Source organism: Leptolyngbya sp. FACHB-671 (assembly GCF_014695745.1).
In the GTDB taxonomy this organism is placed as follows: domain Bacteria; phylum Cyanobacteriota; class Cyanobacteriia; order Elainellales; family Elainellaceae; genus JAAUTN01.
In genome coordinates this window covers 23,322-35,916 of record NZ_JACJOV010000092.1, presented here as the reverse complement: position 1 = coordinate 35,916, position 12,595 = coordinate 23,322, and the positions used below count along the sequence as shown (strand labels likewise).

General features: G+C 50.2%; 11 protein-coding genes. 5 read left to right on the top strand and 6 right to left on the bottom strand.

Features of this window, described 5'->3' with window-relative positions; all coding sequences use genetic code 11:
• Positions 1-266 precede the first annotated feature (266 nt).
• Both H6F93_RS12115 and H6F93_RS12110 read right to left on the bottom strand, forming a co-directional pair.
• Entirely contained in the window at positions 267-1,241 is a 975-nt protein-coding gene (locus H6F93_RS12115) for an AraC family transcriptional regulator (RefSeq protein WP_190681029.1), read from the bottom strand.
• A 57-nt stretch (positions 1,242-1,298) separates the two neighbouring features.
• A complete protein-coding gene (locus H6F93_RS12110) occupies positions 1,299-2,054 on the bottom strand; it encodes a TIGR02391 family protein (protein ID WP_190681027.1) in 756 nt (251 codons plus the stop codon).
• Positions 2,055-2,412: 358 nt separating this feature from the next.
• On the opposite strand from H6F93_RS12110, the gene H6F93_RS12105 reads away from it, so the two are divergent.
• From H6F93_RS12105 to H6F93_RS12090, 4 genes are all read left to right on the top strand, one after another.
• Entirely contained in the window at positions 2,413-2,925 is a 513-nt protein-coding gene (locus H6F93_RS12105) for a (R)-mandelonitrile lyase (RefSeq protein ID WP_190681026.1), read from the top strand.
• A 106-nt stretch (positions 2,926-3,031) separates the two neighbouring features.
• Positions 3,032-4,087, top strand: a complete 1,056-nt coding sequence (locus H6F93_RS12100) for an alpha/beta hydrolase (RefSeq protein WP_199313660.1) — start codon at positions 3,032-3,034, stop codon at positions 4,085-4,087.
• 23 nt (positions 4,088-4,110) lie between these two features.
• Positions 4,111-4,908: an SDR family oxidoreductase gene (locus H6F93_RS12095; RefSeq protein ID WP_190681022.1), complete on the top strand. Its 798-nt coding sequence runs from the start codon at positions 4,111-4,113 to the stop codon at positions 4,906-4,908.
• Between the two features lie 122 nt (positions 4,909-5,030).
• A complete protein-coding gene (locus H6F93_RS12090) occupies positions 5,031-6,083 on the top strand; it encodes an NAD(P)-dependent alcohol dehydrogenase (RefSeq protein ID WP_190681020.1) in 1,053 nt (350 codons plus the stop codon).
• Between the two features lie 666 nt (positions 6,084-6,749).
• Here the strand turns inward: H6F93_RS12090 and H6F93_RS12085 are convergent.
• The 4 genes from H6F93_RS12085 to H6F93_RS12070 form a co-directional block, all read right to left on the bottom strand.
• A complete protein-coding gene (locus H6F93_RS12085; RefSeq protein WP_190681018.1) occupies positions 6,750-7,811 on the bottom strand; it encodes a PDDEXK nuclease domain-containing protein in 1,062 nt (353 codons plus the stop codon).
• A gap of 78 nt (positions 7,812-7,889) precedes the next feature.
• Positions 7,890-8,333 carry a carboxysome distribution maintenance protein McdB gene (mcdB, locus tag H6F93_RS12080; protein ID WP_199313659.1) on the bottom strand — a complete coding sequence of 148 codons (444 nt, stop codon included), beginning with the start codon at positions 8,331-8,333 and terminating at the stop codon, positions 7,890-7,892.
• Positions 8,326-9,090: a carboxysome distribution maintenance ATPase McdA gene (gene mcdA, locus H6F93_RS12075; protein ID WP_190681016.1), complete on the bottom strand. Its 765-nt coding sequence runs from the start codon at positions 9,088-9,090 to the stop codon at positions 8,326-8,328. Before mcdA ends, mcdB begins: the two co-directional genes overlap by 8 nt.
• Before the next feature lie 190 nt (positions 9,091-9,280).
• Positions 9,281-9,874 (bottom strand): Uma2 family endonuclease, encoded by a 594-nt coding sequence (locus H6F93_RS12070; protein WP_190681014.1) that lies wholly within the window; start codon positions 9,872-9,874, stop codon positions 9,281-9,283.
• A gap of 773 nt (positions 9,875-10,647) precedes the next feature.
• Between H6F93_RS12070 and H6F93_RS12065 the strand changes: the two genes are divergently transcribed.
• On the top strand, positions 10,648-12,426 hold the full coding sequence (locus tag H6F93_RS12065; protein ID WP_190681011.1) for a hypothetical protein: 1,779 nt from the start codon (positions 10,648-10,650) through the stop codon (positions 12,424-12,426).
• The last annotated feature ends 169 nt before the right edge of the window (positions 12,427-12,595 follow it).

Below are 12,595 nucleotides of genomic sequence, written 5' to 3'. Positions count from 1 at the left end.
CAGGAGGAATTGGCTCAAATGCTAGGGACATCGCAATTCACTTTTCAAGACTCAAAGGAAATTGCTCTTTAGGATAACCAATGTGATCCCAGTCAGGGTTCGCCAACAGTATCGAGTCGTTTAATTTACACTTTCAATTGGCACATCTCATGTGCTCTAAAGAACTTTTTTAGCGAACTTTGGGTGGCAGTAGTTCTGCGACCGTAAAGGTACAACTCAAGGAGAATAGCTGCCGAAGCTTGAGCAACTTGTCATCCCGAAGAAAGTCATACTGAACTAGCAGTCTCCCTCACAGCTTCGCGCAACTGCTCTACATCACGCATGGGTGGTGCCCCAAAGTGCCGCTTGTACTCCCGGTTGAAGTGTGAAGGATCGTCATATCCCACTTGGTGCGCAGCCGTGGTCGCGTCCAGATTTTGCCCCAGCATCAAACGGCGAGCTTCTTGGAGACGCAGTTGCTTCTGGAACTGCAACGGACTCATGGCGGTGACTAACTTGAAGTGATGGTGAAAACCCGAGACACTCATGCCAAGCTCACGTGCAACGTTTTCAATTCGAAGCGGCTGGTTAAAGTCTTTCCGAAGACGATCAACGGCTCTGGCGATGTGGTGAGTGTATCCACCCAGAACAGCAATCTGACGCAGCCGATTTCCTTGCTCTCCCATCAGGAGTCGGTAAATGATTTCCCGCTTGATCAGGGGTGCGAGAACATGAGCTTCATTCGGGGAATCGATTAACCTGACAAGCCGCACCACTGCATCCAGCAGGTCTGCATTCAATGGACTCACATCGATCGCTTTGACACTGGTACCTCTTTGGACTGAGGGATAACCAGCCTCAACCATGACTGAGCCAACGAAGGTAGGGTCGAGATCGAGGCGAAGACCCAGGTACGGTTTTTCCTGAGTTGCTTCTAGAATTCGACTGGCTATCGGCAGTTCGACCGTTCCCAGCAAATAATTCATTGGGTCGTACTGATAGCGATCGCTGCCCAGCAGCACTTCTTTACTGCCCTGAGCAATGACACAAAAGGAAGGAATAGAGACACTATGGATGCATTCTGAAGGAGAGGAGTTGCGATAGAAGTGCAATCCTTTCAGCAGTTCGTGCTGCTTCGCAGGTACCGCAAGGGTCGCTCCATCTTGACGAATCGCTTGAGCAATTCGCTCCGTTAGCTCCTCTCGGTTGGCTTGCGATCGTGCTGCCTCACGCTTTGCCTGTGGATTCTTGGTTAAATACATATTGGAAACAGAGGTTTGAATTGTAAAACATTGACAGGAAACCACACATATCAAATTTCATTTGAGTGCTTCAAGTTTGCTGAGTAGTAGGTTAACGAACACTATAAAAGCTCCTCCCTCTTCTGGAGATGGATCAATTAAGCGATGAGCAGACGGGTTACGAAAAGTCCCAACGATGCCAGCATATAAATCTCGGTAGCCCTGTCGTTCTGAAGCAACTGTGAACTTTGAGGCTAACGTTCCTTTGTCACTAAATACGTTGTTCACTAGGGCAGAGCCAGTGCAATTTGGATTAGAGATGGAACCGACATCGCGCAATCGCTCTTCCAGAATGACTCCTGCTGTCCTTACAGCGGAATCCCACAGCATGGAATCTGAGCTTCCTGCACCTAAAATTGGTAAACACCGCTTTTTTAATTGCTCATCAAAGTTACTGATATCTGCTAGAGGAGTTAAGTGAGTGATGAAAGATGTGTCGGGGGCGTTAAAGTCCGCATCTACAGCCTCGTAGGCTTTGCCCATTACAGTACATCTACGTGCAGTCTCATTCTGTTTTCCTGACTTATCTATTTTGTAAACGATATCGCAATGGATAAGTTTATTTTCTGCCAGAACATTTAATGCGCCTTGAGTAATTGAAATTCCAGATAACTCTTCGTCAGTTTCTCTAAAATCACGCATTAAAGCTTTAGGCGGTAGTGAACCTAAGCTGGAAACCCACATAACTCCGAATTCCTCATTCAATTTTCCTTCCTGAATCTTTTGAACGAGCCATCGGACAAGGTCTTTTTGCTGATTTGTCAGGTTATACATCTGTAGAAGAATCACGACAGGAAAAATTAAGCAAAGGCAGGGATAGAGACACTATGAACCAGTCCTGTATAAGAATCTAGCGTGACTTGAATTGAAGCTAGTGCAAGTTTGCAGGATTGTACAACCATCCTAGACAATCATCCTATTGCTTGCCTTTCAGGCTTCCTAGAATGGGGTTAAAGCAATGAAACGTGATTCTGGTTGCTTGTAAGCGTCTGGATTTCTCTTCAAGAGAACACTCAGGTTTGTTTGGTCAAGCGCTTCTCACGATTGCATGAGAAGCATCGTCAAATCCACAGCAGGCAACCGTCGCTGTGGGAAAGCTTCGCATGACAAAGCACAAATTGGAGGAACAGAAATGAAACGGCTCACGTTGCCTGTTTTGGCATTTTCCTTATTGACTTTGGGATTTGCGCAGGTAGGGCATACACAAGTCTCATCTAGCGATCGCCCGCAGACCGTAGAGATCACTCGGAGTGGTTCGCAACCTGCCACTGAAGGATCAGCCGACTATTTCACGGGGTCTGTCCGTATCAATCCTCTTTTTGCGGCCCACGATCCGTCATGCGTATCTGGCGCAAGTGTCGCTTTCGAGCCGGGTGCCCGCACTGCATGGCATACCCACCCTCTGGGGCAAACCCTGATTGTGACGGCTGGAGTTGGTTGGGTTCAACAGTGGGGCGGTCAAATTCAGGAGATTAGACCCGGTGATGTAGTGCAAATTCCGCCAGGAGTGAAGCACTGGCACGGTGCTACAGCAACTACAGCCATGACTCACACCGCCATTCAGGAGGCGCTCAACGGCAGCCCTGTGGACTGGATGGAACAGGTCAGTGACGAGCAATACCAAGCACCAAATGTAAACCAATAAGAGCGTCAATTCAGGGCGTAACGAGTCGAACTGAAGCTAACCCTTAGATAAACCCACATCTATGAAGAACTCAATGAAACACCGCGTTCTAATCCCAACCCTTCTGATGAGTGCAATTGGCGCAACGACGGCATTTGCACTCGACAAAACACCCGTCTCGCGTAAGAGCGCCCAAGCACCCGTGCAGCAGTCTGCTGTGGTCGAGGGGGCGGACAACTTCTACAGAAGTGACCAGGTGACGATGCAGAGGGTGACGTTCAGAAACCAATACGACATGCAGGTTGTTGGAAATCTCTTCATTCCCAAAGACTTGGATCAAAACACCAATCATCCGGCAATCATTGTCGGGCACCCAATGGGCGCAGTCAAAGAACAAAGCTCAAATCTGTATGCCCAAAAAATGGCTGAACAAGGATTTGTCACCTTAGCCATCGACCTGTCGTTCTGGGGCGAGAGCGAGGGGACTCCGCGAAACCTCGTCGCGCCAGAGATTTATGCCGAGGACTTCAGTGCAGCGGTAGACTTCCTGGGCACCCAGCCCTTCGTCGATCGGGAGCAGATTGGCGGACTCGGAATCTGCGGCAGCGGCAGCTTCGTCATCAGCGCCGCCAATATCGACCCCCGCATCAAGGCCGTCGCGACGGTGAGTATGTACGATATGGGCGCGGCGGCTCGCAACGGACTCAGGAATTCAGTGACCGCCGAGCAAAGGCAGCAGATGATCGCGGCGGCGGCGGAGCAGCGTTACGTGGAGTTCACGGGCGGCGAGACCACCTACGTGGGTGGAACGACGAACGAATTGACGGCGAGCACCGACCCTGTCCAGCGCGAGTTCTTCGACTTCTACCGGACTCCCCGGGGTGAGTTTACACCGGAAGGTTCGTCTCTGGAGCGGACGACGAAGCCGACGCTGACTAGCGTCGTGCGGTTCATGAACTATTACCCGCTTGAACGGATCGAGGAGATCAATCGTCCGCTGCTCTTTGTCACCGGCACCGAAGCCCACTCCCGGGAGTTCAGCGAGGATGCCTACAACCGCGCGGTTGAGCCGAAGGAGATCGTCCGGGTTCCAAATGCGGGACACGTCGATTTGTACGACCGGGTGAACTTGATCCCCTTTGACAAGCTCACATCCTTTTTCAATCAACATCTCAGTCGATAAACGAGCAACTCGCAGGAGAAACTATGCTACCCAACTCAAATGGAAACTTCACAGGCAAAGTGGCTTTTGTCACTGGAGCTGCAAACGGCATTGGTCGAGCTACAGCGCTGGCGTTTGCCCGTGAGGGCGCTAACGTGGTAGTCGCTGACATCTCAGAACAGGGCAATCAGGAAACGGTCCGCATGATTGAGGAACTTGGTGGGCGGGCGGGAGCTTCGCTATTGCCGAAGGCAATCGCCGTCAAGTGCGACGTAACGCAAGCCGAAGACGTGAAGACCGCTCTAGACAAGGCGATCGAGACCTTCGGGCGATTGGACTTTGCTTTTAATAACGCTGGTGTGGAGCAGAAGAGTGCAGCAACAGCGGAAATTGAAGCGGAGGAGTGGGATCGGATCGTCAACATCAACCTGCGCGGCGTTTTTCTGTGCCTGAAGCACGAAATCCCACTGATGCTCAAGCAAGGAGGTGGGGCGATCGTGAACACCTCTTCTGGCGCTGGTGTCATCGGCATTAAGGGCGGAGCCGCATACACCGCCGCAAAACACGGCGTGATCGGACTCACCAAGTCGGCGGCTCTTGACTACGCCTCGCAGAACATCCGTGTCAACGCTGTTGCCCCTGGTTACATCGACACTCCAATGATGGATCGCTTCACCGGCGGCACTCCTAAAGGACGCGAACAAGTAATTTCAGAGGAGCCAGTTGGACGAATGGGCAAGCCTGAGGAGATCGCTGCGGCAGTCCTCTGGCTGTGCTCGGACGCGGCTGCCTTCATAGTTGGACACGCCATGGTTATCGACGGCGGCCAAACGGTGCAGTAACGGTTGGCATCAATCGCGAAGCTTGGTGTGAAACAACTCAACCTTGGAAAATGATTAAGTGGATAGAATGCGCCAATGACGAACAGTACCAGGTTGAAGTAGTAATTTAGGAAGAATGAACCATGTATAAAACGAAAGCTTATTCCGCAGCCAGTGCAACATCACCGCTTGCTTCCGACACGATCGCACGGCGCGCTCCAACTGAACAGGATGTACAGATCGAAATCCTCTTCTGCGGCATCTGCCACTCCGACCTCCATTCAGTGCGGGATGAGTGGGGCGGCACGGTCTACCCGATCGTCCCTGGTCACGAGATCGTCGGTCGTGTGACTCAGGTTGGCTCAGCAGTAACTAAATACAAGCCTGGCGATCTGGCTGCGATCGGCTGCATGGTTGACTCAGACCATACCTGCCCCCGTTGCAAAGCTGGCTTTGAGCAGTTTTGCCAGAATGTGATCTACACCTATAACTCCCCAGACCAATACAAGACCGCTCCAGTTACCTACGGTGGCTACTCTGATAGCATCGTCGCTGATGAGCGCTTCGTTCTGCGAGTCCCAGACAACCTTGAGCTTGCTGGGGTTGCACCGCTTCTCTGTGCCGGAATTACAACCTATTCCCCCCTGCGCCACTGGGGTGTTACCGAAGGCAAGAAGGTTGGCGTGGTCGGTCTTGGTGGTTTGGGTCACATGGGCGTGAAATTCGCTCATGCGTTCGGAGCCCATGTTGTTGTTTTCACCACCTCGCCTGAAAAGACAGAAGACGCGCTCCGCCTTGGTGCGGATGAAGTGGTGGTTTCTCGCAATGCCGACGAAATGCAGAGGCACGCTGGCAGCTTCGATTTCATTCTCGATACTGTTTCTGCTAACCACGATATCAACGCCTATCTCAACCTGCTCTGCCCCGACGGCAACATTACTTTGGTCGGCGCACCGGAGAAACCCCTGGATGTTGCAGCATTCAGTCTGATCATGGGTCGTCGTAGTCTCTCCGGCTCTAACATTGGCGGCATCCCCGAAACCCAGGAGATGCTTGACTTTTGCGGCAAGCACAACATCACTGCGGACGTCGAAGTCATCTCTATCCAAAAGGTCAACGAAGCCTACGATCGCCTGCTCAAATCTGATGTGAAGTACCGCTTCGTGATTGATATGGCATCCCTTAAATCCCAATAACCGAGGTAAAGCCTCTGCTTATTGGCAAATCCGCTCTTGCGGAACTCAGTAGTGACTCAACAAAAAGAGGAATCAGATGATTAAAGACAAAGTTGTGATTGTTACCGGCGAGTGAGCCGCGGCAGCGGTCATAATTTCAATTTGGATCGTTTATTTATGGCGTAGTTTTAGCAACGGAGTTAAACTCCGTTGCTGACGTTGTTGACGAATGGATTTGAGGAGAACTTGTAGAACAGCCAAGCAATTTTACCCAAAGAGATAGGAACAGCAGAGAATATTGGATAAATTCGGTAGCTCATTCGACTAGAGGCTTTTGTCTCAAAACTCGTTAAATTTAAAATTTTTGAGGCATTGAAAATTAACATAAAGCTTGGTAGCTCTAGCTTTATAGCTATAAGTTACTCCTTAGGAATATCGTTAACTAAACGAGGATTTGACTTACAGTATCGCTTGCCAGTGTGATTTTCAGAATTATTTGGCGTTGCTTGATGGAGAAACAAAATAACAGTTTAAACGCTTCAAGGCATGTTCAAATTTTTGCAAAATCCACTGCGTCCTTGAGCAGTGCCAAACTTCCTTAGTATTTTCACAACTGCATTATCCGTTTTTCTCGTTGAATCAGTTACAACCTGTTTGAGGATGGGGAATCCAGAAGAAGGAAGCGAATCAATCCGCGCTCTCCTCTGTCTCCAGTTGAACCTCTACCACAGCTGCATTCAGCTCAACCTCTAACTGTTCTGCTGTTGGCAAAATTCCTTTGAGTGGGTCAGGAAGTTCCCTTTCGAGTTGAAACGTTGCCACGCCAATCGGCTTCTGAATGCCCTGGAGCGCATATTCCACCGTTGTCTTATCCTTCGACTTACATAAGACAATCCCAATCGTGGGTTCATCCTTGGGCGATCGCAACAGGTTATCCACCGCCGCGACGTAGAAATTCATCTTGCCCGAAAACTCCGGCTCAAACTCCCCCATCTTCAGGTCAATCACCACATAGCAGTGCAGCTTAACGTGATAAAACAGCAAGTCCAATCGATATTCCTTGCCACTCACCTCAATCGGATACTGGCTCCCCAAAAAAGCAAAGCCAACGCCCAACTCCATCAAAAAATCGCGAATGTGGTCAATAAGTCCCCGCTCCAGGATTCGCTCCGATCGCTCCTCCCCCAAGCCTAAAAAGTCAAAATGGTAAGGGTCTTTAATAATCTGCTGCACCAGGTCAGACTGAGCTGGAGGCAACACCTGCTCAAAGTTAGTGATTGCTCCTCCCTGCCGCTGATAAAGACCACTCTCAACCTGAAGCACCAGCACATTGCGGCTCCAGCCGTATTCCAGCGTCTTTTGGATGTACCACAGACGTTCTTCAGGGTCTTTTACCTTGTCCAGCAACACGCAATTGTGAAACCAGGGAATTTGTGCAGCAGCTTGCTGCACCATTTGCTCATCCGGGTAAGCCTCTGCAAAAGCCCTCATATACTTCAAGTTGCGAGGAGAAAAGCCCTTCATCTCTGGAAACTCTTTCCGCAGATCTTTCGCCAGCCGCTCAATTACCTTGGCTCCCCATCCTTGCTGCTGCTGGCGAGCTAAAATCTCCTGTCCAATCTGCCAGTAGAGGGACACCAACTCCCGATTGACCGCCAGAGCCGCCCGCACTTGAGCAGTCCGAATCCGCTCCTTCAGATTCCGCAGGAATTGGTCATAATCACTCCCCGCATTAAACAAATCAGCCATAAATTAGGATGGTTGCAGCAGTGAACTATCTTAGTGGTTGTGTTCTACGGACGATAAGAGCTACAGAAGCGATCGCTCCTACCCTGGTTGCCCAAACCGCTCCATCATGGACTTAGCGCGTTTGAGATTTGCAATTTGTTGCCGTCGTTCATTCTTGCTTTTCGCCTCAGCCAATATCTGCTGCAAAACATCAGAGTTTGCTTCGCTGTACTCAAACATTGCCTCAAGCAGAACTTCCCGACAGATGCCGTTTTCCCTACACAGGTCTTGCAGGCGATCGCTCATTCCCTGCTCCAATCTCAGAGTCGTTTGCTTAGTCTTTAGCGACTGCTGAGAGTCTAGAGTCTCAAACTCTTGACTCCGAGGTTCCACGATATCTTGAGGTGCCGAACTCTGGATGTCTTGGTTTCTAGATGTCGAGATATCTAGACTTTCAGATGCTTGAGAAGGTGTTAAAGATGCATCTCGACTGGGGACAGTTGGACGACTGCGTTTCTTGAGCCGCTCTAAAGCATCATTCATATCCCAACGCCTCAACGATCTGTTCAAATGGGTACTGTAAATCTGTCTGCCCCATCTCTGAGAGCAGCTTTCCTTGTCGGATGGCACCTTTAAATTTTTCGGACTCGCGAATCGAGGCAAGGATGGGGATGTCTCCAAGAAATTCCTTCATTGCCTCAATGTTCTGCCGACCTTCTAAAGTCTGGGTATTTCCAACCCAGCGATCGCGAAATGGAACCACCCCTAAGATTTTTCCGGTAAATGCCATCAAATTTGACTGCTCCTGAAGAAAGTCCAGAGTATCAATCAAACTGTTCATTCCTTTGACATTGGCTTCCACAGGAATGAGAACACAATCTGAAGCTCCAACTGCAGTCAGGCAGAGTTGAGAACGAGAAGGCTGAACATCAATCAGAACGTAGTCAAACAGATTGGCAATTGCTTTAAGCCGCAATTTAAGGATGAACGCTCCAGTGCCACTGCTGCTCAGGTAGTCTGAAACCTTGAACAAGCCGCGATCGGCAGGAATAAGAAACAAATTTTCGTAACCCGTCTCATAGATTCCATCCTCAGTACTGACTTGCCCAGTCAGTACTTCTAAAAGGCTCGGCTGATTAGGCTGCACTTCATGACCGAGGTAGAAGGTGAGATTAGCCTGTGGGTCAGAGTCGATCGCCAGTACTCGTTTGCCCTGTTGCGCCAGCAGAAGCGAGGTGAAAAAAATAGTGGTCGTTTTTCCCTGCCCACCTGAGAGGGAAATACATGAGCAAGTTCGCATAGTTGAACTTTTAATTTCGATACCGTAAGGATACAGGTTATGTGAAAAGGTTTCTAGATAGTGAGATTTCTAGGTTTGTAGATAGCTTTAAGTCTAGATATCTAGATATCTAGACTTAAAGCTATCTGAGAGTCTCGACTAGTAGATCAAGCCGGAAGAGTGTTCTCCATCACTGACCTGACGAAGCTGGTCAATTAGCTTCTAGGATTTGTTTAACCGTCAGCTTTAAGGCTGGAAACGTGAGACAGGGGACAACTTCATCTCCGATAAACTCCCCCCGTCTGTACTCACCGTTCTCCAAGGACAGAACGATCACCTTGGGACGCTTTTCCCTCTGACTCCACCGAGCAGAAATTTGTCCCCGGTAGTGTTCAACGATCCAATATTCAGTCACGCCTAGCTTTTCATATTCCTCTAGTTTCTCAACTAGATCTGTACTCCAATTGCTTGATGCAATCTCGACAATCATGTGGGGCTTAGTGTAAATACCTCTTTTGCCCATATAAGACTTGGGCTTGTCTATGACGGCGACATCAGGTCTACGTCCATATGCCTCCTGCAAATACAGCGCTGTTCGCTTCCGGGTTGTCAGAAGTAACCCAGCATCGCGAGCGCTTAACTGAAACATGAAGTCCAAGAAGGCAGCGATCGCTTCGTGCCAATCATCGGGTTCTGGCATTAGCACCAGCCTCCCATCAACCAGTTCGTATTCATTCAGCTCTGTCCCGTCATCAAAGTCGATAAATTCTTCAAAGCTTAAAAGCCTCGGTACTGCTTGAATCATGGCGATCGCCTGTTTGCTTTGCTGGTTTGGGATGAGCTTCCAGTTCTCTATCTCAACCTGATTTCGATACGTTTCCTAGCGTGTGCTGGTTTCGGGATTTTACTGCCTCAATAATAGCTCTGGCAGCCAAAAATCTCATGGAAATCTTCTCCCCTATTCACTTCTGGAAGGTTCTTTTGCCTAGTTGGTTTTGCTGTTTTGTAAACGGGCGATTGCCCGCTTCAAACTAAGGATGAGCTAGCCCAAGCTCAATTTTCTAGCTTTGCATCGAATAATCGAGCGATCGCCGATTAGATCAGGTAAACTACTCGCAAACCGCTAGATCAATCGCTGGAGGTACAGGGTGCGGTTAAAGCGTTTGAGTTCTGCAATAGGAGAGGTAAGCGTCATGTTCTAGGCAACCCTAGAAGCCAAAAACCCCAACTGCGGGAAACAGAAGGGGTCTTGAAGGCTAGTTTAATTGATCGTTCCGGGATAGAGGGGACCCTAACTTGAATTGCTTGGCGGCAGTCGTTAGGTCTTCCACTTTGTCATGCGTCTATATTACGGTGATTCTGTCAAATCGACAAGATGCTGAAAGATGCTGAAAGATTCAGCGAACATCTTTCAACACCGAAGTAGTGAACGGGCATGGCTCTCTATCCCTTGCAAATTCGGGACTGAGAGCTTTTGTATGCCTAAAAATTTTCCATCGAATTAGCCCCTTTTTCGCTAACTCGACCGGTCAGTACAGTGCTCTCCGTCCCTGCACACCCTCAGGGATAGGAAACCTCATGCTGACTTCCCCTCCGTCTCAAACCTCCAAATCAAGGCAAAGCCCAAGTAAAACAGCAGCTCATAAACCTGCTAAACACACCCTTCCCGAACCCCTTCCAGCCGACCCCTCAGGCAAACGCCTCTGCGAAACTTTCCCCTACCGCTGGCAGCCTATCGTCGCCGATAGCCCAATCGACGCAACCGAAAAAGCAGCCTGGCAAACCCTAACCCGCTACCCGCTGCGTCCCCGCACCCTCTTTACCCTGTGGCAAGACGCAGCCCAGCTCGTCGGCGTTCGCTTTAGTCACACTACCTCCTACGCCCTGATTGACCTGGACAAGAATGGGCAGTACCACCCGAACCAGACCCCCGGCATCCTATCCACCATCCGAGCCGCCCTAGAAACCATCGGCATCTATCGCACTATTCCAATTCGCTCTAGTTGGAGTGGTGGCTTACACCTCTACATCCCCTTGCCTGCATCCGTTCCCACCTTTGATTTGGCGGTCGCAATCAAGCATTGCCTCTCAACCCAAGAACTCTTCCTCCACCCCGGACAATTAGAAGTCTTCCCCAACGTCAAAAGCTACGGCAAAGCCGGAAAGACAGTCGAATACAACGCGCATCGGCTGCCCCTTCAGCCCGGTTCCGGTTCAGCCCTCCTGAATGACGACCTCCAGCCCATCCGAGGGAACCTGGAGCAATTCTTTCAATCCTGGGACACCGCTGCTGCCGGACAGGACATGGAGGAACTGGGAAAAGCACTCACCCGCGCCCGCAAAGCGCATCGCACCCGTCGAGCCTCCCGCTCCAACAAAATTGACTCTTGGAAACAAGACCTGCAAAGCGAAATGGAGCAAGGCTGGACCGCCTACGGACAGACCAATCAGCTGCTAAAAGCGATCGCCTGCTACGGGGTTGTGTTTGAAAGCCTAAGCGAAGAAGCGCTGGTTCACTACGTCGAGGAGATAGCTACTCACTGTCCTGGCTACAGCCAATGGTGCCGACACCAGCATGAAATCGGCAAACGAGCTGAAGAATGGGCAAGCGCCGCCGAAAACTACTACTGGGCACTCGGCACCACCCCAAAACGAGGGCAAGCGTCTCAAGCGGGCAACAACATCGTCTGCTTCAACCGCCAGCGAGCAGAAGACGCACAAAGCAGGATCAAAGCCGCCCTCTCAGAACTGGAAGCAAGAAGCGAACTCCCCGACGGCATGACTGCCCGCATGAAAGCGATCGCCCAGCTAGCGAAGTGCAGCTTCACCACCCTCCAGAAGTACAAAGAGCTATGGCAACCTCAAGAGCATGTAATTACCCCCACTGAGCCAGCTTCAACAACTTTGCCTCCCCCCTCTGAAACCTCTACTCAAGCCCCAAAAGCCGCTCCTGCAAAGGAATTACACACTATCCCCTATATGAAGGGTGGAGCACTAGCGTCTGACCAACTTTCCTCAAAACTTCACTTGGATCGGAAAGGGGAGGGTCTAGGGAGGGGGGATGAGAGTTTTCCACAGGCAGAATCACTCCTGAGCGAAACCACCGTCTCTCCAAACGTTTCCCCTCCTCGAACAGCGCAAAGCGACTCCTCCCAAATTGAGTCTGCTTTCGAGAGCCGTGTGAGTGACGTGACAGTCGGAATTAGGCATCAAATCAAGTATCTAGGCTGGACTGTTGCCCAGGTGCAGCAGTTTATTGCCGATAACTTCCAAGGTAAGCGCTGGGCACATCTGACCCAATCTGAGCTGCCTCTGTTGCTCTATCGGCTATGGCAGGTCAGTTCTGGTGAATACTAATCCGCTCAATGGGCATTCTTCAACACCTCGTAAGGACTACTTCTAGGAGTAAATGACTGCAATAGTCATTTACTCATGAGGATAGTTAATGACACCAAAACCGGCTAGATGTCGTGCGGCTTAATGAATTTCTTCCATTGCGATTGGTCCATCTAACTCTATCTGAGCC